We start from the raw sequence: 22,844 nt of genomic DNA, 5'->3' as shown, positions 1-22,844 counted from the left end.
TTTAGGGTTTATTTATTGATGTTTTTCATCGCATCTTCAGCAGCCATTTGTGCTTCAATGTCTGAAATACTATAAACGTTTTCGCTAGCTACGCCAACTTCTTTTGGTTCCATGTTACGGTAACGAGCCATACCAGTACCAGCTGGGATGATTTTACCAATGATAACATTTTCTTTCAATCCAAGTAATGGATCTTTTTTGCCACGGATAGCAGCATCTGTTAACACGCGTGTTGTTTCTTGGAAGGATGCAGCAGATAAGAAGCTGTTTGTTTCCAATGACGCTTTGGTAATACCAAGTAAGACTGGACGACTAGTAGCAGGGACGCCACCAGCAACTAATGTGTCGTAGTTACGGTCTTTAAATTCTGCGATGTCCATTAATGTTCCTGGAAGGATTTCAGTGTCACCTGGATCCATTACGCGGATTTTACGTAACATTTGACGAACCATTACTTCGATATGTTTGTCGCCGATTTCTACCCCTTGCATACGGTAAACACGTTGTACTTCACGTAATAGGTAGTTTTCAACAGATAAAACATCACGAACTTGTAATAATTGTTTTGGATCAATTGAACCTTCTGTCAACGGTGCACCACGGTGGATGATGTCGCCTTCAGCAACTTTCATACGTGCAGTGTAAGGGACAGTATAGGTACGTGTATCTGTTTTTCCTTTGATGGTTACTTCTTTTTGACGTGTGGCAGGATCTTCAGAAATATCGATAACTTCACCGGTTACTTCTGTAATCACTGCTTGTCCTTTCGGATTACGTGCTTCAAAGATTTCTTGGATACGAGGTAAACCTTGAGTGATATCGTCACCGGCAACCCCACCGGTATGGAACGTACGCATGGTTAACTGTGTACCAGGTTCCCCGATTGATTGAGCGGCGATTGTACCAACTGCTTCTCCGACTTCAACGTCAGAACCAGTTGCAAGGTTACGTCCGTAACAGTGCTTACATACACCATGTTTTGTGTTACATGTAAAGACAGAACGGATGGTTACTTTTTCAATACCAGCGTCCACGATTTCTCTTGCAAGATCTTCAGTGATTAATTGATCCGCACCAATGATGATTGCACCAGTTTCTGGATGAACAACTGATTTACGTGTATAACGACCTAATAGACGTTCGTCTAATGGTTCGATAATTTCGTTACCTTCACGAATGGCTTCGATTTCAAGACCACGGTCAGTGCCACAGTCGTCTTCACGAATGATTACGTCTTGGGCAACGTCAACTAAACGACGTGTTAAGTAACCTGAATCGGCTGTCTTCAAGGCCGTATCGGTCATCCCTTTACGAGCTCCGTGAGTTGAGATAAACATTTCTAAGACAGAAAGTCCTTCACGGAAGTTTGAGATGATTGGTAATTCCATGATTCGTCCATTCGGAGCGGCCATCAAACCACGCATACCAGCTAACTGTGTAAAGTTGGAGATGTTACCACGGGCTCCAGAGTCAGACATCATGAAGATTGGGTTACGAGCTTCCATACTTTCGATCAGTTTTTGTTGGATTTCGTCTTTGGCACCGTTCCAAACGCCGATTACACGTTCATAACGTTCGTCATCAGTAATTAAACCACGACGGAATTGTTTAGTAATTGTTTCAACTTGTTTGTGGGCAGCATCAATGATTGCTTGTTTTTCATGAAGAACCATGATATCGGCAATCCCTACCGTCATCCCAGCATACGTTGAGTGTTTGTAACCTAAGTCTTTCATGCGGTCAAGCATTTTAGAGGTTTCCGTAATGTGGAATCTCTTGAAGACTTCAGCAATGATATTTCCAAGATTTTTCTTCTTGAATGGTAAAACTAATTCTTGCTCTTTAATGTGTGCAGGAATGTCTGTACCAGCTTCTACGAAGTATTTATCTGGTGTTTGAACAGTTAAGTTATAGTCTGTTGGTTCGTTCAAGTAAGGGAACTCAACAGGCATGATTTCGTTAAAGATGATCTTACCAACTGTGGTGATTAAGGTTCGTTCTTTTTGCCAATCAGTAAATGGTTTGTCACCTAAAAGTGTTGTTTGAACCCCAATACGTGAGTGTAAATGCACGTAGCCATTTTGCCATGCTAAAACAGCTTCGTTCATGTCGCGGAAGATCATGCCTTCCCCTTCACGGCCTTCTTCTTCCATTGTTAGGTAGTAGTTACCTAAGACCATATCTTGAGATGGTGTAACAACTGGTTTACCATCTTTCGGGTTCAAGATATTTTGGGCAGCAAGCATTAACATACGAGCTTCTGCTTGTGCTTCTTCATTTAGAGGCACGTGAACCGCCATTTGGTCTCCATCGAAATCGGCATTGTAGGCTTCACAAACTAATGGGTGAAGACGGATCGCACGACCTTCAACAAGAACAGGTTCGAAAGCTTGGATCCCTAATCTATGCAACGTAGGTGCCCGGTTAAGTAAAACTGGGTGTTCTTGGATAACTTCTTCTAAAATATCCCAAACTTCATCTTCGCCACGTTCGATTTTACGTTTCGCATTTTTAATGTTTGTCGCAATTTCACGTTGTACTAATTCACGCATTACAAATGGTTTGAATAATTCAATCGCCATTTCTTTTGGTAAACCACATTGGTACATTTTTAAGAACGGACCAACGACGATTACGGAACGACCAGAATAGTCAACACGTTTACCTAGTAAATTTTGACGGAAACGACCTTGTTTCCCTTTCAACATGTGAGAAAGAGATTTCAATGGACGGTTACCTGGTCCAGTAACTGGACGGCCACGACGACCATTATCGATTAAAGCATCGACCGCTTCTTGTAACATCCGTTTTTCGTTTTGAACAATGATGCTTGGCGCATTTAAGTCTAATAAACGTTTTAGACGGTTGTTACGGTTGATAACACGGCGGTATAAGTCGTTTAAGTCACTTGTTGCAAAACGACCACCTTCCAATTGAACCATCGGACGTAAATCTGGTGGAATAACTGGGATAACATCCATTACCATCCAGCTTGGTTGGTTACCAGAAGCACGGAAGGCTTCTAAGATGTCTAAACGACGGATGGCACGTGTCCGTTTTTGACCAGAAGCTGTTTTCAATTCTTCTTTTAATTGCGCAACTTCGCCATCTAAATCGACGTTATCTAATAATTGTTTCACGGCTTCGGCACCCATAGCAGCTTTGAAGGCTTGGCCATATTGTTCACGTTTTTCACGATATTCGCGTTCCGTTAACAATTGTTTTTTCTCTAATGTTGTGTCACCTGGTTCGATGACAACGTATGAAGCAAAATAAATGACTTCTTCCAATGCACGAGGGCTCATGTCTAAAACAAGACCCATTCGAGATGGAATTCCTTTAAAGTACCAGATATGTGAAACTGGTGCGGCTAATTCAATATGTCCCATACGTTCACGACGTACTTTTGAACGAGTGACTTCAACGCCACAACGGTCACAGACAATACCTTTATAACGGATACGTTTATATTTACCACAAGCACATTCCCAGTCTTTGGTTGGACCAAAAATGCGTTCACAGAATAACCCTTCACGTTCGGGTTTTAATGTACGGTAGTTAATTGTTTCGGGTTTTTTAACTTCCCCATAAGACCAGCTTCTGATCTTTTCTGGTGAAGCAAGCCCTATTTGCATACTTTCGAATTTATTTACATCGATCAAAAGGAATTCCCTCCATTTCCTTATTTAGAGAAGCTGAGTCAGCAACTTGTTAGCAAATGGCAAGCATCACTTGAAAGAAGGTCTGACGACACTTGGAACAAGTAATGGCTTGCGCAGTTGCAACAAAGTCGCAGTTGAATCAACTCATCAGAGTGGTAGCGACAAATTAGTCTCTGTCTTCGGCTGTTTCAATTTCTTGAACAACGTCTTGTGCTTCTTCTTTCACGACTGATTCTGCTTCTTTTTCCAGCTGTTTCGCTGATTGTTGTTCCGCAAATTTGGTTAGTGCGTCAACGGTGATTAAATCATCATCGTCATCGTCCATATCGCGTAACTCAATCTCAGCTTCCTCAATGTCCAAGACACGCATGTCTAAACCAAGTGATTGTAATTCTTTCACTAATACTCGGAATGATTCAGGCACACCTGGTTTTGGAATCGGTTCACCTTTAACGATGGCTTCGTATGTTTTCACACGTCCGACAACGTCATCAGATTTGTAAGTTAAGATTTCTTGTAATGTGTAAGCAGCACCGTAAGCTTCCAGTGCCCAAACTTCCATTTCCCCGAAACGTTGTCCACCGAATTGAGCTTTACCACCCAACGGTTGTTGCGTAACAAGAGAGTAAGGTCCGATTGAACGAGCATGCAATTTGTCATCAACCATGTGGGCTAATTTAATCATATACATGACACCAACGGAAATACGGTTATCAAATGGTTCACCTGTACGTCCATCGTAAAGAACTGTTTTAGCATCGCTAGCCATACCAGCTTCACGAACAGTTTCCCAAACGTCTTCATCGGTTGCCCCATCGAAAACAGGTGTTGCAACGTGAATACCTAATTGGCGAGCAGCCATACCTAAGTGTAATTCAAGTACTTGTCCGATATTCATACGAGAAGGTACCCCTAATGGGTTCAACATGATATCAACAGGTGTTCCGTCAGGTAAGAATGGCATATCTTCTTCCGGCATAATACGGGAAACAACCCCTTTATTTCCGTGACGTCCCGCCATTTTATCTCCTTCGTGAATTTTACGTTTTTGAACGATATAGACACGAACTAACATGTTGACACCTGGTGATAATTCATCGCCAGCTTCACGAGTAAAGATTTTCACATCATGAACGATACCGCCGCCACCGTGAGGTACACGGAGAGACGTATCACGAACTTCGCGGGCTTTTTCCCCGAAGATTGCGTGTAATAAACGTTCTTCTGCAGATAATTCTGTAACCCCTTTAGGTGTGACTTTCCCAACTAGTAAGTCGCCATCTTGAACTTCAGCACCAATGCGGATAATCCCCATTTCGTCTAAGTCTTTCAACGCGTCTTCCCCAACGTTTGGAATTTCACGGGTAATTTCTTCAGGTCCTAATTTTGTATCACGTGCTTCTGATTCATATTCTTCAATATGCACAGAAGTGTAGACATCGTCTTTAACTAAACGACGGCTCATGATAATGGCATCCTCGTAGTTGTAACCTTCCCATGTCATGAAGGCAACTAAGACGTTTTGCCCTAAAGCCATTTCGCCTTCTTCCATAGAAGGTCCATCCGCTAAAGTATCGCCTTTTTCAACTTTTTCACCTAAGTGAACAATTGGGCGTTGGTTGTAGCTTGTTCCTGAGTTAGAACGACGGAATTTTGTAACCATATATTTGTCTAATGCGCCATTGTCGCGACGAACGCGAATTTCTTTTGCATCGACGAATTCTACGACACCGTCATGTTTACATAGTAAAGCAGCACCTGAGTCATGGGCTGATTTATATTCCATACCTGTACCTACCCACGGAGAGCGTGGTTGAATTAACGGCACCGCTTGACGCTGCATGTTGGCACCCATCAAGGCACGGTTGGAGTCATCGTTTTCTAAGAAAGGAATACATGCTGTTGCGACTGCGACTACTTGTTTTGGTGAAACGTCCATGTAGTCAACTTTGTCTACGGCAACTTCTAAGTTTTCACTTTGTAGACGCGCCATAACAACATCATTGGCAAATGTGCCATCTTCATTTAAAAGTGAGTTCGCTTGCGCTACGATATAATGGTCTTCGATGTCTGCTGTTAAGTAATCTACTTGATCAGTAACACGGCCTGTCGCACGATCAACACGGCGATAAGGCGTTTCGATGAAACCAAATTTATTCACTTTCGCATAACTAGATAAACTATTGATCAACCCGATATTTGGTCCCTCAGGCGTTTCAATTGGACACATACGACCATAGTGAGAGTAGTGAACGTCACGAACTTCATAACCGGCACGGTCACGAGTCAAACCACCAGGCCCTAAGGCTGATAGACGACGTTTATGGGTTAACTCACCTAATGGGTTTGTTTGGTCCATGAACTGTGATAACTGTGAAGAACCAAAGAATTCTTTGATACTTGCTACCACTGGACGGATGTTAATTAATTGTTGTGGTGTCAATGTTTCTGTGTCTTGAATAGACATTCTTTCACGAACCACACGTTCCATACGGGCTAAACCAATACGGAATTGGTTTTGTAATAATTCGCCTACTGAACGGATACGACGATTACCTAAGTGGTCGATGTCATCGACATTACCGATATCTTCCATTAAGTTGAAGAAGTAGCTCATTGAAGCAACGATATCTGCTGGACGAACTGTTTTTACGCTGTCGTCTGGATAGCCGTTACCAATCACATTTACGATACGTTCAGGATCTTTTGGTGAAAGAACTTGAATCACTTGGATCGTCATTGGTTCAGTTACTACCGCATCTTCACTTGGATAGTAAGTTACGCTGTTTAAGCCGTTGTCAATGTATTCGCCTAATGTTTCCATGATTTGGTGTGTTAAAACCGTGCCTTTTTCGACAATGATTTCACCAGTTTCTGGATCAACTAGCGTTTCCGCTAAGGTTAAGTTTAAGAGACGTGTTTTTAAGTCTAATTTTTTGTTAACTTTGTAGCGACCAACGTTTGCCAAATCATAACGTTTTGGATCAAAGAAACGTGCAGTTAACAAGCTACGTGAGCTATCTGCTGTTTTTGGTTCGCCTGGGCGAAGACGTTCATAAATGTCTTTCAAGCCTTCTTCTGTACGAGAATCACTTGCATTTTTGTGTAAATCTTTTTCAATTGTGTTGCGTAAGCTTTCGCTGTCGCCGAAAATTTCGAAGATGGTATCATCTGAACCGAAACCTAAAGCACGAACTAACACAGTTAAGGGAATTTTACGTGTGCGGTCAATCCGAACATAAGAAATGTCTTTCGCATCTGTTTCCATTTCTAACCATGCACCACGGTTAGGAATGACTGTTGAGCCAAAACCTTCTTTGCCGTTTTTGTCCACTTTTCCATGGAAGTAAACACCTGGAGAACGAACTAATTGGGAAACGATAACACGTTCTGCCCCGTTGATGATGAAGGTACCCATTTCTGTCATTAATGGGAAATCGCCGAAGAAGACTTCTTGGGATTTAATTTCACCTGTTTCACGGTTAGTTAAACGTAATGTTACATGTAATGGCGCAGAATAGTTGGCATCATGTGCGCGGGCTTCTTCTACTGTGTACTTTGGTTCTTTTAATTCATAGTCAACAAATTCTAAGGATAAGTTTCCTTGGAAATCATCAATTGGTAAAATGTCTTCAAACATTTCACGAAGTCCCTCATCTAAAAACCATTGATAAGAGTCTGTTTGGATTTCAATTAAATTTGGTAATTCCAATACTTCACTGATACGTGCGAAACTTCTACGTTCGCGATGCTTTCCGTATTTTACTACGTGTCCAGCCAAGCTCTTCACCCCTCTAGTTATAAGTCTATCAAAACACCGATCCGAAAAATTACATTTACGTTACATATATTAAATATATGTAACAAAAAGCATTTTTTGCAGTTTTTAAGCAAAAAAAAACCAAAAATAGAACATGCTTCCGAAAAATTTTCTGGCGTTTCTACTTTTGTTTTCCTATAAAAAACCGGAACGGACAATATTTCGCTCCTGCTTCGTCACTTTCAGATAGTTTTTGCTCTATAGATTCTACTACCTTTGTCTAGAAAAGTCAAGGGTTTCTTTAAGGTTTTCTTTTTCATAAAAAGGAGTTTTTTTGTAAAGGGTTTTAATGAAAAAATGCGTAATAAATAATTACGCATTTTTTCAACAACTAGAAAATATATTCAATTATTTGGTCAATTTTCGCCATATCTTTTAATGGCAAATGCTCAATTTGACTTAATTTTCTTTCAGTGAAGTCCAAAGATTTCAGTTGTGAGATCACTACTTGTCCATGGGTTTCTATGTCATCGGGCAACGTATATCGAGTGGGAATATTTTTAATGGTGGAAGTAATCGGGCAAATCACAGCAAACATGGTTTTCCGATTAAATTCATATCTTGACACGACTAAACCAGGCCGTCTCTTCTGAATCTCTTTGCCTGCAGCAGGATCAAAATCAATCCATACAATATCTCCTTTTTTGGGAATGTACTTCTTTTCAACGTTCATTAAAAAAGTTCTCTCCCCTCAGGTGCAAGATCATGCCACTCATCTTTTTCATAATACTCACCTTCTGGACCTTCACTAAATGGATCCTGAATTTTAGGGACTAATGTAATTGTACCGTCGTCAGAATACATCACAATATATTCTTGGTCGACTTTTGGTTTTTTACCATTATCAGTGGGTAATGTTAAAACGACCGAGCTTCCTTGTCTTCTTGATTTAGTTGTTAGCATGAAATCACTCCCTTCGCTTCATTATACTATGCCTTTGCAATGATGGAAAGAATTTTAAATCACACTTAATGTGACTGAGTTTACTATATAATGCGTGTGGGACAAAGATCACTTTGGATTTTTGCTCCACGCTCAAAAACTGATAAACGGCGGGAACAGAAGCAACTCCTTCGGAAATAAGCCGAAATTCTCCAAAAATTAAAGAACAATTTTCGGAAATTCCTTCTTATTTCTCGGAGTTAAACGCTTCTGGCCCGACCTCCTTTTCCCCTATCTTCCTCTTCACACAAAAAAACGAATGCAAAGATGCATTCGTTTTTGACTAACCGCCACCTAATAAAAAGTCTAGGACATTCATGCCGCCGCTTGTTTGGCTGCGGTAAAGTTCGGTGTAGCCGCATTGGATACAGCTAATTGTAATAAATTTTTTATTTTGAACATCAAAAATTTTCGCAAAGTTCCCACCTGTTGCTTGAAATTGGTCCGACACATAGTGCATGTTGCCACATTTCTCACAAACATATTGTTGCTTTTCCATTCCCCTCACTCCTTCTCAATAAAACAAGTATAGCAAACGCCTGCTTCATTTTCCTCCATCCTAAGATGGATTTTTTCACTAGTTGACCAAGCCTTTTCCTTTCCGCTACAATAAGCATAACGAATCGGAGGAAAAAATATGTCGACAAAAAGCCAAGTCCTAACTTTATTGATGAAACAAACGCCCGCATTCCTTTCGGGCGAAGAGATGGCACAACGTCTGTCCTTATCTCGCACAGCTATTTGGAAAGCGATTAATGAATTGAAAAAAGATGGCTATCAAATTACTAGCGTGCAAAATAAGGGGTATCGCCTTGAAAAATCAGATGTCCTTTCTGCAGAAGGCATTCAGTTGGCATTATGGCCACAAACGCCGCCTTTAACAATTACCGTCCTAGAAACATCTGAATCTACCATGACCGATGCTAAGCGGGCGATTTTAGACCAGACGCCCGACAATACATTGATTGTTGCTGACATGCAAGAAATGCCGCGGGGCAGGTTCGGCCGGCCGTTTTTCGCTACGCCAGGTAAAGGGATTTACATGAGCATGGTGCTTCAACCGAACCAAAATTTTGAAGAAATCGCCCAATATACTGTGATTATGGCCGTAGCGGTCGCTCGAGCAATGGATGCTCTGGCAAGCGTTCACACAGAAATTAAATGGGTCAATGATCTTTATTTAAATGGCAAAAAAGTTTGCGGGATTTTGTCGGAAGCCATGAGCAATGTGGAAACAGGGCAGATTTCTAATGTTATCATCGGCATGGGGATTAATTTTTCAATTACAGAAACCGAATTTCCTGAGGACATTCGGCAGAAAGTGACTTCTCTTTTCCCAGATGGTGAACCGACAGCGACGCGAAATGAATTAGTCGCCAACATTTGGAATCATTTTTATCAAATTTTAGACGAACGTTCAACGAAAGACTTTTTAGAAGAATACCGTCAACGCTCCTTTGTGATTGGCAAAGACGTCGCTTTTACCCAAAACGGGCAAGACTTCCGCGGCGTTGCGACAACCATTAATGGAAATGGAGAATTGATTGTCCAGTTGCCTGATGGCACGGCCAAAACGTTGTCTTCTGGGGAAATTAGTTTGGACCAGATTGGTGAATGGCGTCGAGGATAAGTAGGGAAATTTAGAAAAAAGAAAGCGGGACATCAGTCGTTTTGACTGATGTCCCACTTTCTACTTCTGAAAATAATCAGCTGAACAAAAGCAGCCCCTTCGAAAATAAGCCAAAATTGACTTTCTCACACAAGTGTTCGGCGTATCTTAATCCTTCCAAATGTTGAGAATCACGAAGAACGTAGTGATTTGATGATGAACAGGACCTACTTGGTTCTTGGCGCTAAACACTTTTGTCTCAGCCGCATTATCTTGATACCTGATTATTGAACATTAACATCTATCGCTTGATAAAATGAATTAATCGTGTCATTGATATCCCAAACGGCATAAATAACATGGTATCCTTTCCTATCAGCGGGAATATTTATTCTGTGTGTTTCTGTATCATTGACCATAAATCCTTGACCAGGAGGTAAATCTTGACCGATTGGTTGCCCTACTATGCCAATCAGTTCCATTTCGTCCATCGTTAATGGTGCATTAGGATTCCATCCAGGTTTCGTCATATAGTATCTAAAACGATTGGTCTTATGTTTTGCCGTCATCACCCATTTAAAATTATTCTCTCCTGTTGTTATATTACTTTTTACCCAACGAGTGGCTGTTTGTTCATCTAGTTTGGAATAGCTTGCTAATCCAGCTGAAGGCAACCTTCCATTTAATTGACCCGTGTCTAATAATTTAGTTGGCGCTTCAATTCCTTGGGGTGTCGTGATAATTTCTGGCTGTGAGCTGTCTTGACCAGGCCCCCATCCAAATCCGTTTGCTTCCGCATTTTTGACTCGACTGACTGGGCTATCAACATAGCCGTGTGCATAACTCTGCTGTGCATCTCCTAAAGCAAAAACACTGATCATCGTTGCGCCTACTGCAATTATGAATAACATCATTTTTTTCATGTATATCGCTCCCTTATAAGCAAAACCCTTCAAAAAACATGTAATCTTAATCAACTGAAACGTAAAATCTCCACAACATCATTTTTACTTTTTCGATAGCGACCATCAACTTTGTGCACAATTATTGTCGACATATTTATTTTAAATGAACTAGCAATTCAATAGCAACTGTCCGCCTTTTTTACTGAGAAAAACTTATAGCACTCTTATAAAAAATGTTTGTTTTTTAATTTATCATTATTGAACACCTACTATTTATAGCGATTAACCGAGAACAGCCTTGCCCACTCTTTTTTTAGAATGCTCAAGTACTGTTTTTTTTAACTGCTTCACTTCCCCACACCTTTAAATTTATTTAAAAAACAATAAATTTTCTTAAACTTCATTGTGAGAACCGCTGCATAAATTCTATACTTCTAGCGTTAGATAAAATAACCTTGTTAGGTGAGGCTCCTATCCAAACATAGGCTATTGCGCAGAAATGTCGAAAGACACCAATGTGTAAAACAGGAATGGTCGAATTAAGGCTCTTCTAAAAATAGCTAAGAGAAATCTTTACGTTGGATAGTGCTAAAGCTCAGACGATGAGAACCGATTGGCTTGCTGTGTCCTGTTTAGTCGCAAGCGCTTATTTACGATCGATGCTGGCTTAGTCTACTCTTTCAAGGGAAAAAGAAAGGGATTCTCATGCAAACATCGAATAAAAAATTTCCACTTTATGCCCTAACAACGCTTGGTTTTACTTTCCTCACTTTGTTAGTGGCGGCTAGTCCAAATTGGTTTCAACAAATGGACGAAGCTATCTATCACATCAAATGGCAATTAAATGCCCCACTTTTAACAGCGGTCAATCTGTTAGCAAAAACAGCCACAATTGGACCAATGCTGCTATTCTTCTTATTATTGATGGTTTACCTTTTACGCAAAAAAGAAAAAATTCTAGCCTTTTGGGCTGTCAGTAACCTATTAGCTGTCGGCTTCTTAGGGAGCGTTTTTAAACATGTGGTGGGTCGGGCTCGACCAAACCTAGGCGCTTTAGCTGATCGAAGCTCTGCTAGCTTTCCCAGCGGACATTCATTATTAGCAATGGCGCTAGTCTGTACGATTTTGATCATTTTGGCCTATCTTCATGTCGAAAAAACCAAAGGCATCAAAATTTTCTTACTCACTTATTTAGTTTTGATTGTGTTAGGTCGCTTAATCTTACGCGTTCATTATCCTAGTGATGTCATCGCTGGGATGCTCCTAAGTTATAGCTGGATCAACTTTTCATTTCAAATTGTTCAACGTTATTTGCCGGCATCAGAACCAGAGGAAGCAGAAGTACCGACACAACGCCGGCACCGCCATTCTCGTAAAAGAAAAAGTTTATTCGTGGTCTTCAGTTTAACCCTTTTATTTTTAGGCACACTTTCTGTTTCGGCTTACGGCGTCAGCATGTATCGCAATTTGCAAAAAACGGCGAACACCATGTATAAACCAAGAAAATCTTCCACGAAGAGTCCCGATTTAGCCAAAGGGGAGCCGGTTAGTTTCTTAATTATGGGAATTGCGAATGACTCAAAACGCAAAACCGATTACCGCTCCAACGCCTTAATGGTGGTTACAGTGAATAATCAATTACAAAAAACTACCATCACCAGCATCCCGCGCGACTACTATGTGGAAATGGCTGGCACCAATGGCGAATACAATAAAATCAATGCGGCCCACGTTTTCGGTGGTGCCGATATGCAAATTAAAACGGTTGAAAATGTCTTGCACATCCCAATCAATCATTACTTTTCAATTGATATGGATGCTATGAAGGACCTTGGCGATGCGGTGGGCGGCGTCACTGTTGACAATGCCTTTGCTTTTGACGCTGAAGGGATTCATTATCCGAAAGGCAAACAGCATTTAGGGGGCTGGGAAGCTTTACAATACGCGCGCATGCGTTACGAAGACCCCGAAGGCGACTATGGTCGTCAACGCCGCCAACGAGAAGTTTTAATCGAATTAACCAACAAGCTACTTTCTTTTAACAGCTTGCTAAAATATCAAGAAATTCTGGACGTAATCGGCGAACATGGTGAAACCGACTTGTCCTTTGACCAAATGATGGCGATGCTAAAAAAATACACCCCCGCACTAAAAACGATTGAAACCGATCAATTAAAAGGCTACGATTACACTGGCGATGGCGTGACAGGGATTGAAGGTATTTCTTATCAACTTGTTGAAGAGAGTGAACGCCAACGTGTCGAAAATGCCATCAAAGAACAAATGAACCTCTCTACGAAAGACACTGAACAATCGCAATAACGACTAAAAAGCAGCGCCCCTTAATGAAAGGGGCGCTGCTTAACTTTGCCTAGTTAGACGGTCATTTCAAAAATATTAATTTTTGTCACCGTTAGTAACGGCTCTACATCAGAGAGGTATGTTAGCGCATAGCTCTCTTTTCATTACCGTTATAGCACAATTACCTGAAAAAATATATTGGGAACTAATTATTTTTTTGTTTTACATGGTATAATCTAAGTGTAGATAAGTTAACACGGTGGCGACTTCCGAAAGGTGGTGGTGCTTATGAATGTAAGTACTGAAATCTATGAAAGGAGTAGGCCTTTTGTCAGCATATGAGACAATTCAGACGATCCTAGGTTTTGGTATGTTTACCATTGCTTTGATTGCACTGATTGTGAAATTGCTTAAAGAAGACAAAAAGAAATGACCGCTGTTTAACTTTGCCTAGTTAGACGGTCATTTCAAAATCTTTAAAATTTTGTCACCGTTAGTAACGGCTCTACACTAGAGAGGTATGTTACAGCATATCTCTCTTTTCACTGCTATTATAGCACAATTTACTAAAAAAACATATTACAAACTAATTATTTTTTAGTTCTACATGGTATAATCTATATGTAGAGAAGTTATGGTGGAGGCAAGCGCACAGGAACATGCGCTTTGCGACGAGAATCGCAACAAAGTGAGAAGCGTAGGAGCAGAGACTTTCCCCTTTCGGTGGTGATGCGTATGCACGTATTTCCGAAATTCACAGAAAGGAGAGGCCTTTTGTCAGCATATGAAACAATTCAGACGATTCTAGGGTTTGGTATGTTTACCATTGCTTTGATTGCGCTGATTGTGAAATTGCTTAAAAATAACCGTCAACTTTGACCAAGTACGGTTATTTTTAAATAATCCAAAAAGTCACCGTCTTAAACGGCTCTACACTAGAGAGGTATGTTACAGCATATCTCTCTTTTCAACGCTATTATAGCACAACGACCATCAAAAGACCATCAATAAAAATGCCCGAGCCTTAGAAAAATAAGAGGCTCGGGCATTTTTATTTTAGGGGCCAGTCACTAAATTCCACGTGACGGCGGCTTGGTATTGTTGGCCAGCCATACCTTGGTTGGCTGGCACTTCTAGTTTGATGTTAGCTAACGTGAAGTCTAGTTGGTAAACGTCACTGCCTGTGAACTGTTGGTTTGCGACCACCGCTGTTGCGGTATTGTCGGCGGTTAAAGTCACGGTGCTGGTCTTGCCAAGTGGTGTCCTGGTTTCTGTTGGTTGGTTGTAATCGGTAAAGCTTGCAGCAGCGGCCGTTCCTAGCAACAAGCGGGTCGTTGTTGGCAAGCTGTCTGTGGCTGATTTCGGTTGTGACAGCTGGGCCGTTAAACTCCAATTGGCTTGGCTAGTATTCAGGCGTAAATAAGGGTTGCGAGTGCCATTGCCGTAGTAATCTGCGGCCTTCTTCAAACCATATTGTTGCTTACTTCCTGAAATTGCTAGTTTACCAAAATCAAATGTCGGGGTACTAATAAAGCCGTCGCCGTCAGGGCTCGTAATTTCTTGATCTAAATCTTTAATACGGACCGTATCTTTGGCGGTTAAGCTGCCAAAGTTGCCCGTTACCTCAACATCAGCGGTTAAAACTTGACCAGGTTGACCGGTCACGGTGGCTCCTAATATGTTCATTTTTAATTGACCGCCAGCTGGTAAAGGCTGATCCAACGTGATGGACACTCCTGCACCGGTCGTCCATTGTTCTTTGGTGACAGGAAAGGCTTTGGTGTTTTGACCCGTTCCTTGTACAAATATCGTGTTGGGTGCGCCGATGCCAGCCGCCCAAGTTGCCGTTGGCTTGATTTTAATGGTGGTTAACGGCGCTTCGCCTGTGTTCTTCAGTAGTGCTTCCCAGTAGTCCATTGTGGCGCCATTTTCGATTATGTCAACGGCACCTGTTAACGTTAGTTCCGCGGTGGGAATCGCTTCTTGGTACACAGCGGTCATGTCGTCCTCATCATTAAAAGTTGGTGTAAAACTTGGGGTCGTTGTCGTCTTTAATGTTGCTGGCTTGCTTTTGCCTTTAAACCACCCTTGGAAGATATAGGTTTTTTCACCAGCTTGGTAGATTTTCGGTAAAGTTTTTGCGGCAGTGTAGACATAGTTTTCACTGTCCATCACTAGCTGATTTCCTTGTGTAAAGCCAGTTGGTGGCGTGATTTTTGCACCACCATCATCTACAAAATGTTCAGTGACCCGCCGATTTTCTAAGTAATAATAAATGGTGCCATCGGGGGTCGATAAATTATAGTTGCCCCCAGCAGTTCCTGAATAGATACTCATTGAGTAAAGTGTCTTCGTGGGGTCCCACGTCCAGTAAGAACGGCGGGCAGTATAGCGCGTAGCACTTTTTTTGGTCAAGTTATACGCAGTGGTTCCCACTAAACTACTAACAATGTTGTCGGGGTTTTCGATGCCACGGCGCACTTCATTTGGTACTGGATACTTGGTTTTATCCCCTGTATACGCAGTAGTTGGTTTAATCGAAATCGTCTGGTAATACTTAGGAATTTCAACACTCACTTCTTGCGGGCCATAAGTTAAGATTGTCCCATCGTCTGGGCGTGTGTAGACTTTTTGCGGGATGGCTAATTTCTTTAATTGACTTGCTGGCATATCGATTCCATCAATTGTGGGAAAAGTCGTCATTTCCCCTGTGGCTCCGTCACTTTCACCCATGGTCGCACTTAGCTTAAACTTGGCGGGATTAATCAAGTTTCCTTGCTCATCAACATAGCCGAATAAAGCTTCTCTCGCTGGCAACGTATAGGTTTTCATCACTGCTTCTTCATAGACCACATGCAAATCGTCATTGTCATCATAGGTCACCGCATAACTAGGCGTTTTGGTGGTTTCCAACGTGCTAGGTTTTGCATTCCCTTTGTACCAACCTTTAAATAAATACGTCTTCCCATCACTGCCTGTGTAACGTTCAGGCAAAGTGCCTTCTTGGGTAAAAGTAAAATCCTCCCCCGTCACAATGGTTTTCTTATCCTGCGTAAAACCTTCTGGCGCAGGAATCGCCCCGCCTGCGGGATTCTCAAATTTTTCCGTGACACGCCGCTTTGTTAAATAATAATACACAGGACCCGATGTTCCTCGTCTTTGGTGCGAACTAGTTGGACCGCCGACATCTCCATAAAAATAGGTCAGTGCATACGTAACGCCTCCTGGTGCCGTAGCTACCGTATATTTAAACGTCTTTTTAGGACCAAACGTCAGCTTATTGGGCATTTTTTCATTGGTTAACTCTAATTCCGTCTCCGCATTGGCGCCCACATAGTTCGTCACTTTGCCCCCAACGTTCGCAAAAACCGTTGGCACTGGATATTGCGTAGTGTCTCCTGTATAAAACGTACTTGGTCGAATGTCCAGGCTCTGATACTCCTTAGGAATAGTAAACGATACTTCAGAAACGCCATAAATATTACTTGGATCCCGATTGTTGGTATCATATTTAAAAGCTGGTGACGTTGGAATAGACAGTAACTTTCCGCCATTCACAGTGGTAGGCTCAAGGGGGGTTCGTTGTAATTTCTCTTCATAAAACGAAAACGAAGAAAGATTGACCGCCATCGTAATTCGGTCGGGATCAAACAACGTCCCGTCTTCCTCCACAAAGAAAAAGGGAATCTCGCGCCCTTCCACAGAAGAATAACCAATCGCTCGAGAAGCAATTCTTGCCGTTTCCTGTGGCGGCTCTGTTTTCGCTTCACTAGCGACCGTTGCCTGTGACTCTTCGGTTGGCTGTGTCGTCTGGCTCGCTTCGTCACTAGACTGAGATGTTGCTACTCCTTGCTCCGTCTCCCCAGTAATCGTTTCCGCTAACACAGTCACACCAACCACTGAATCCATGAACAAAGAACAACTTAACCCAACAACTAGCCATCTTTTCCAATTTACTCGCTTCATCTTGCTCCTTCTTTCTATGTAAAAATTCAATCTATAGTCTCTATAAAGTCCTTTCTTAATCAGTATCCTGTTATTATCGATACTGATAACTAGCATTTTTTTATTTATTTTACCAAAGAACACACCGCTTGAAATTTCAAATTTTGACATATTGAGTGCCGTTTTTTAGTGATTCCTATCCTTTCAAGGCTGAGCGCCTCTGTTCCCTTTGAAAACAAGTGTTATTTTAGCGAAAATCAAGGATTTAAACGCTCTTTTGATGAACTCCAACTGTTTTTTCCTTAATATTTAAACCAAAAAGCTCAAAATGTTAGTGATAACCACTAACATTTTGAGCTTTTCTCATGATAACTTAACTATTTTAAGGACCTGTAACTAGGTTCCATGTAACTGCGGCCTTGTATTGTTGCCCTTTAACACCTTGATTGGCTGGCACTTCAAGTTTGACATTATTGAAGGTGAAGTCCAACTGGTAAACATTACTACCTGTGAATTGCTTGTTGGCAATAATACTCGTCGCCGTGTTGTTGGCTGTTAAGCTAATGGCACTCGTAGTACCGACCGCATTTTTCAACTCGGTTGGTTGATTGTAATTGGTGAAGCTAGAGACAGGTGCCGCCCCTAATAATAAGCGGGTCGCTGTAGGCAAGCTGTCTGTCGCTGATTTTGGTTGCGACAGTTGCGCTGTTAAGCTCCAATTTGGTTGAGTTTTCTTAATTCGGACATACGGATTGCGTGTGCCGTTACCGTAGTAATCCGCAGCTTTTTTCAAGCTGTGTTGTTGCTTACTTCCTGCAACGCCCACTTGACCGAAATCAAAGGTTGGTACACTGATGAAGCCTTCGGTCGTTGGTGTGACTACTTCTTGATCATTTGGACGTATTCTCACGAAGTTGTCCACTGCACTATCTTTAATACCACCAAATACTACAACTTCTGCTTTCAAAACAGTGTTTGGTTTCCCTGTTGCGCGAGTTGTGAAAGCAATTGAAACTTTTTTGCCGATAGGAACGGCATTTGGTAAAGAAACCCCATTTGTCCAAAGTGTACTATTTACTGGGATTGATTTTGTCGTTTCTCCTTCTGGTGTCACTTCCATGAAGGTCGGGATCGTCAGACCAGCTGACCAATTGGGCCCTTTTTTCAAGGTGAGATTCTGTAAGGGTGCTTTGCTGGTATTCGTGATCGTTGTTGTCCAGATTACATTGGTATTCGTATCGATCACTTCTTTTGGTCGAGTTAATGTGACACTAGCCGTTGGTATTTCTTCCTTATACATGGCGGTCATATCGTCATTGCCATCAAAAGTCGCATTAAACGTTGGTGTTGTGGTTTTGTTCAAGGTACTTGGCTTGGTTTTCCCTTTATACCACCCTTGGAACGTATAGGTCTTGCCACCTGCAGTATACGTCGCTGGTAAAGCTTTTGCGGCTGTGTACTTGAAGGTGTTACTGTTCATTGGTACTTGGTTGCCTTGGGTGAAACCTGTTGGTGCAGTAATCTTGGCACCGTTGGCATCGACAAAGTTTTCGGTAACTTGTTTCCGTGTGACTTTGTAGACAAGTTTCGTTTGATTCGCAGGACTTTCATTAAACAGTGCCATCATTAAAAGTAAGCTACTTCCTGAAGAACTATAGCCTAAGTTTATGTTGAAAAATCGATTATTTGCATTATAAAAATAGGTTCCGTCTGAGCTAAAATTGAGCGAGTTAATCTGTTCTGTAGTCATATTATACTCTGTTGGTGCGACATTAGGATCAAAAATCGTGGAACTGCCGCTAGTGTACTTATGACCATAATAGTTCAACGGGCTACTTTGAGCGGTATCTATTTGAATACCATCTATATATTTTAATTGTTGGTCGATTGTCAATTTATCAACATGGAATCGTAATCTATTGGTAGAGCTAATCGGCAGACCATTATTGTATTTTTTTAACAACTCTTGGGACAAAGGAATACTGCCATTATTGATACTTACCGTATATTGCCCATTGCCATTATTTTTTGAGGTCACGTCATATAAATTATTAATTACATTGTCACTCGTACTTTGTACATAATACTTACCACTAAAAGTTAACGCCGGTGTGAAAGCCCCGCCTTTTTCATTCACAAAGTTCATATCGACTGATGGATACAATGTCGTAACTGTTTCTTCCTCATACACCACATTCAAGTCATCATTGTCATCGTAGGTCACTTGATAACTTGGCGCTTTGGTAGTTGTCAATGTGTTGGGTATGGACTTGCCTTTGTACCAACCTTTGAACTTGTAGGTCTTACCACCTGTTGTATAGGTGTCTGGTAAGGTACCTGCTTGTTTGAAGGTGTAGGCATCGCTTGTGATTGCCGTTTTTTTGCCTTGGGTGAAACCTGTTGGCGGTGTGATTTTAGCACCGCTTGTGTCTACGAAGTTCTCGGTGACACGGCGATTTTCTAAGAAATAATACATGGTGTCGTCTGTAGTGTAGTAAGCAGGTGCATTTCCTGCATTTGCTGTTGATAAAATTAAGTCAAATACGGTTTTAGTTGTATCTGTCTCCCAGAAGAGTTGTCGTAGTCGATAAGAATGAGCGGTTGTCGTTGTAGCTAAAGTATACTCACTACCATCTGTTGCTAAACGATCATCAGGTAAGACACCACCTACGTATCTCATTCTTGTTGTAGCAATTGGATAAGCGGTACTAGAGCCTGTATAATATGTCCCAGGCTTAACTGTTGGCAACTTATACCGTTTAGGAACAGTTACACGGAAATTTGTACCACCAGAATAAGCAGAACTAACCGTTGGTGTATACGTTAGTTGTTGGCTCGGAATCGTTAACTGTTTCAAGTTACCATTGTTCACACCACTAGCTGTGCCGACTTGTTTCGGCGTACCATTCATGACAGTTGTTAAATTAGTTGTCATGTTAAAATTCGTTGGTGCGACTAAAGCACCTTTTTCATCGACAAAACCAAATTTATACGTAACTGCTGGAATCGTGGTGGTCTTTTCTTTTGTTTCCTCATACACCACATTCAAATCGTCATTATCATCATAGGTTACCCCATAACTTGGCGCTTTCGTCGTTTTCAAGGGCTCGGTTTTGGTTTTCCCTTTGTACCAGCCTTTGAACTTGTAGGTCTTACCGCCTGTTGTGTAGGTGTCGGGTAAGGTGCCTGCTTGTTTGAAGGTGAAAGCATTGCTGGTCATTGGTGTTTTCTTATTTTGAGTAAACCCTGTTGGTGGTGTAATGGCTACGCCACTAGTATTTACGAACTTTTCGGTGACTTGTTTCCGTGTGACTTTGTAGTTCATTGTTTGTTTATACGTAGAAGTCCCATCAAAGCCAATTAATACCATTTGCTTTTCTGGAGGATTATCAGAGACCGCCACTCTTAATAATCGAGGATAGGTTGTATTGGAACTACCTGCACCAAAGGTTGTTTTCATAGCAAATTTATTATCTGTTCCTTTTTTAAAGCCTTTATCTACGGCATTTAAAAAAGTAGGGTCCCCATTATTGAAAACAGGATTGACTCCCACATAACCAATAGGATACCTTGCTACAGGAATTTCTGTAGTTGTTGCTTCAATCTTATCGACATAATTCAACGTATTCGTGATGGTGATATCATCAATTGTATAGCCACGAAGATTATAAATATCACTGACTTGTGTATCAAAATTTGCAGGCATAGCGACTCGTGATTGTGTTCCTATTTTATACTTGTTGTTTTTTGAAGTATCTTTTGTCCCAACAATTGGTGTACGTGTTCCCGTTTGATTTATCGTGTTATCCGCTTTTCTTAAAAATTGAGTATAGTTACCAGAAAATGTTAATGGCTCATTGAATGCTTGACCATTTTCATCGACAAATTCTGCATAGAAACCTGGATAAACCCACGTATCTTGTGGAATCAATTCCTCATACACCACATTCAAGTCATCATTCCCATCATACGTCACCGCATAACTTGGCGCTTTCGTGGCGGTCAAGGTACTTGGTTTGGTTTTGCCTTTGTACCAGCCTTTGAACTTGTAGGTCTTACCACCTGTTGTATAGGTGTCTGGTAAGGTGCCTGCTTGTTTGAAGGTGAAAGCATTGCTGGTCATTGGTGTTTTCTTATTTTGAGTAAACCCTGTTGGCGGTGTAATAGCTACGCCACTAGTATTTACGAACTTTTCGGTGACTTGTTTACGTGTGACTTTGTAATTCACTGTTTGGCGATACATCGTAGTACCGTCAAACCCAAATAGTATTGGCCTACTCGGTGTGTCTCCACTACTTACTTGCAACAAATTCACCAAACCACTATTATCCGTATGAAGTGTTGAACTCAGAAAAAAAATGTTTGCACTACTTTTAGAAAATATAGAACTTCTTGCCCCAATTCCAATCGAACCATCGTTACCAAACTGTACTGTCTCAGGTGTCTGTTGAGCACTGTATTTGGTCAACCATAACTGATTTGAAGTACCTGAAGTATTAATACTGTCAACGTATTTTAGCGTATTATCAATTTTTAGCAAATCAATTGCATATCCCTTCAAGTTATAACCAGTTGGTAAATCTGTAAAGAAATTATATGGTAAAGGAACTGCTTGGCTGACCGCCACTTGGTATTGACCACCACCTACATTAGAAGAAGTAATTGGATAACTAACAGGGTCTGGGCTTCCGCCCCATTGATTATTAACATTACGGAACACCTTAAGATATCTTCCTGACAACATTAAGTTTTCATCAGTAAAGGCTTTCCCTGTTTCATCCGTAAAAGCAAAGGTCATTCTCGGATAAATCACTTGATTATTCGGCACCCAACGTGGTGAAATGCTCTTTTGTAGGTCATTTTCACTACTAGTTGCTGGTGTTTCTGCTTGTTCCACTTCTGCTTGCGGTTCTTCTTTCTGCTCTTCTTTTACTTCTGTTTCTGCTTGTTTCTCCGCTTCTTTCGTTGCTTCTTCCTGACTCGTGTCAGTCGTTACTTGACTATTTTCCGTACTGGCTTTCGTTGTTTCTTCCTTCACGCTACTTGCTGGTGTTTCTTCCTTGGCACTACTTTCGGCGGTCGGACTACTTTCAATCGTCACGGTTTCCGCAACTGCCGTCACGCCAGAAAAGGCATTCACTAGCAAAGAACTACATAAGCCAATAGCTGCAATACGTTGCCATTTATTTCGCTTCATGTCGTCCCCTCTTTCTATGTACGATTCCCGCCAAGCCAATTAAGGCGAAGCCGAGAATGCTCAAATTTGCCTGACTCTTGCTCCCTGTACGAGGGAGCTGCGAGCCAGTTGTGGTGGTCTGTGTCGAACCACCACTTCGTTGACCTCCTTGCGGGGGACCAGCTGGTTCCTTGGGATCAGCAACTGGCGCATCTGTTTTCGGTGGGGGATCTTTAGGAGCGGGTGTTCTCGGATTTTGGTAAAATTCAATCCCCACCGAACTAGAACCACCATCAGACGCTTCAACATTTATAAAAAAACTAGGAGAAGATAGTAGACACACAATCATTAAATAACGCTTTTTTTTCATTGAAAAACCTCCTTTTAACTCGCTAGCCTTTCTTGCCCTTTTACACAAGAAAGACAAAACAACCTTTTGTTACTCCTCTATAATAACAAAGAAACCCCCAGCAGAAATTGACGA

At 41.5% G+C, this 22,844-nt stretch carries 13 protein-coding genes and 1 riboswitch; of the genes, 4 read left to right on the top strand and 9 right to left on the bottom strand.

Translation table 11 applies throughout. The features are described from left to right. Positions 1-8 precede the first annotated feature (8 nt). The 5 genes from rpoC to AB3I34_RS10470 form a co-directional block, all read right to left on the bottom strand. Positions 9-3,662, bottom strand: coding sequence for a DNA-directed RNA polymerase subunit beta' (rpoC, locus tag AB3I34_RS10490; RefSeq protein WP_081115775.1), 3,654 nt, complete (start codon positions 3,660-3,662; stop codon positions 9-11). Positions 3,663-3,828: 166 nt separating this feature from the next. Next, entirely contained in the window at positions 3,829-7,443 is a 3,615-nt protein-coding gene (gene rpoB, locus AB3I34_RS10485) for a DNA-directed RNA polymerase subunit beta (RefSeq protein WP_002389470.1), read from the bottom strand. Between the two features lie 370 nt (positions 7,444-7,813). Next, positions 7,814-8,155 carry a type II toxin-antitoxin system PemK/MazF family toxin gene (locus AB3I34_RS10480; protein ID WP_002360937.1) on the bottom strand — a complete coding sequence of 114 codons (342 nt, stop codon included), beginning with the start codon at positions 8,153-8,155 and terminating at the stop codon, positions 7,814-7,816. Continuing rightward, positions 8,155-8,385 carry a hypothetical protein gene (locus AB3I34_RS10475; RefSeq protein WP_002354773.1) on the bottom strand — a complete coding sequence of 77 codons (231 nt, stop codon included), beginning with the start codon at positions 8,383-8,385 and terminating at the stop codon, positions 8,155-8,157. Before AB3I34_RS10475 ends, AB3I34_RS10480 begins: the two co-directional genes overlap by 1 nt. A 322-nt stretch (positions 8,386-8,707) precedes the next feature. Continuing rightward, the gene (locus AB3I34_RS10470) at positions 8,708-8,923 is read right to left on the bottom strand and encodes a zinc ribbon domain-containing protein (protein ID WP_085444190.1); all 216 of its coding nucleotides are present in this window, start codon (positions 8,921-8,923) and stop codon (positions 8,708-8,710) included. A gap of 138 nt (positions 8,924-9,061) precedes the next feature. On the opposite strand from AB3I34_RS10470, the gene AB3I34_RS10465 reads away from it, so the two are divergent. Continuing rightward, positions 9,062-10,054 carry a biotin--[acetyl-CoA-carboxylase] ligase gene (locus AB3I34_RS10465; protein ID WP_081115774.1) on the top strand — a complete coding sequence of 331 codons (993 nt, stop codon included), beginning with the start codon at positions 9,062-9,064 and terminating at the stop codon, positions 10,052-10,054. Between the two features lie 263 nt (positions 10,055-10,317). Here AB3I34_RS10465 and AB3I34_RS10460 read toward each other — a convergent pair whose 3' ends face one another. Further along, positions 10,318-10,956: a lytic polysaccharide monooxygenase gene (locus AB3I34_RS10460; RefSeq protein ID WP_002375448.1), complete on the bottom strand. Its 639-nt coding sequence runs from the start codon at positions 10,954-10,956 to the stop codon at positions 10,318-10,320. Between the two features lie 429 nt (positions 10,957-11,385). Beyond that, positions 11,386-11,552: riboswitch (M-box (ykoK) riboswitch) on the top strand. 91 nt (positions 11,553-11,643) lie between these two features. Between AB3I34_RS10460 and AB3I34_RS10455 the strand changes: the two genes are divergently transcribed. The 3 genes from AB3I34_RS10455 to pepG1 all read left to right on the top strand — a co-directional run bounded on the left by AB3I34_RS10455 (position 11,644) and on the right by pepG1 (position 14,118). Further along, the gene (locus tag AB3I34_RS10455) at positions 11,644-13,260 is read left to right on the top strand and encodes a phosphatase PAP2/LCP family protein (RefSeq protein WP_085444189.1); all 1,617 of its coding nucleotides are present in this window, start codon (positions 11,644-11,646) and stop codon (positions 13,258-13,260) included. A gap of 289 nt (positions 13,261-13,549) precedes the next feature. Next, positions 13,550-13,672, top strand: a complete 123-nt coding sequence (locus AB3I34_RS10450) for a putative holin-like toxin (protein ID WP_002404776.1) — start codon at positions 13,550-13,552, stop codon at positions 13,670-13,672. Between the two features lie 302 nt (positions 13,673-13,974). Continuing rightward, entirely contained in the window at positions 13,975-14,118 is a 144-nt protein-coding gene (gene pepG1, locus AB3I34_RS10445; RefSeq protein ID WP_306297395.1) for a type I toxin-antitoxin system toxin PepG1, read from the top strand. Between the two features lie 177 nt (positions 14,119-14,295). Here pepG1 and AB3I34_RS10440 read toward each other — a convergent pair whose 3' ends face one another. The 3 genes from AB3I34_RS10440 to AB3I34_RS10430 form a co-directional block, all read right to left on the bottom strand. Then, positions 14,296-17,355: a WxL domain-containing protein gene (locus tag AB3I34_RS10440; protein ID WP_162784119.1), complete on the bottom strand. Its 3,060-nt coding sequence runs from the start codon at positions 17,353-17,355 to the stop codon at positions 14,296-14,298. A gap of 211 nt (positions 17,356-17,566) precedes the next feature. Next, positions 17,567-21,412, bottom strand: a complete 3,846-nt coding sequence (locus AB3I34_RS10435; RefSeq protein WP_240187225.1) for a WxL domain-containing protein — start codon at positions 21,410-21,412, stop codon at positions 17,567-17,569. Between the two features lie 955 nt (positions 21,413-22,367). Beyond that, entirely contained in the window at positions 22,368-22,730 is a 363-nt protein-coding gene (locus AB3I34_RS10430) for an LPXTG cell wall anchor domain-containing protein (RefSeq protein ID WP_085444187.1), read from the bottom strand. Positions 22,731-22,844: the final 114 nt, after the last annotated feature.

This window comes from Enterococcus sp. C102(2024), from assembly GCF_040888205.1.
GTDB lineage: Bacteria > Bacillota > Bacilli > Lactobacillales > Enterococcaceae > Enterococcus > Enterococcus faecalis.
The sequence above is the reverse complement of the archived record's forward strand: the minus strand, read 5'-3'. Positions and strand labels throughout refer to the sequence as shown.

Excerpts from the sequence above, each read along its gene's own strand:
- AB3I34_RS10480 (WP_002360937.1), bottom strand. The coding sequence starts at position 8,155 with ATGAACGTTGAAAAGAAGTACATTCCCAAAAAAGGAGATATTGTATGG.
- AB3I34_RS10475 (WP_002354773.1), bottom strand. The coding sequence starts at position 8,385 with ATGCTAACAACTAAATCAAGAAGACAAGGAAGCTCGGTCGTTTTAACA.
- AB3I34_RS10470 (WP_085444190.1), bottom strand. The coding sequence starts at position 8,923 with ATGGAAAAGCAACAATATGTTTGTGAGAAATGTGGCAACATGCACTAT.
- AB3I34_RS10465 (WP_081115774.1), top strand. The coding sequence starts at position 9,062 with ATGTCGACAAAAAGCCAAGTCCTAACTTTATTGATGAAACAAACGCCC.
- AB3I34_RS10460 (WP_002375448.1), bottom strand. The coding sequence starts at position 10,956 with ATGAAAAAAATGATGTTATTCATAATTGCAGTAGGCGCAACGATGATC.
- AB3I34_RS10455 (WP_085444189.1), top strand. The coding sequence starts at position 11,644 with ATGCAAACATCGAATAAAAAATTTCCACTTTATGCCCTAACAACGCTT.
- AB3I34_RS10450 (WP_002404776.1), top strand. The coding sequence starts at position 13,550 with ATGAAAGGAGTAGGCCTTTTGTCAGCATATGAGACAATTCAGACGATC.
- pepG1 (WP_306297395.1), top strand. The coding sequence starts at position 13,975 with ATGCACGTATTTCCGAAATTCACAGAAAGGAGAGGCCTTTTGTCAGCA.
- AB3I34_RS10440 (WP_162784119.1), bottom strand. The coding sequence starts at position 17,355 with ATGTCAAAATTTGAAATTTCAAGCGGTGTGTTCTTTGGTAAAATAAAT.
- AB3I34_RS10430 (WP_085444187.1), bottom strand. The coding sequence starts at position 22,730 with ATGAAAAAAAAGCGTTATTTAATGATTGTGTGTCTACTATCTTCTCCT.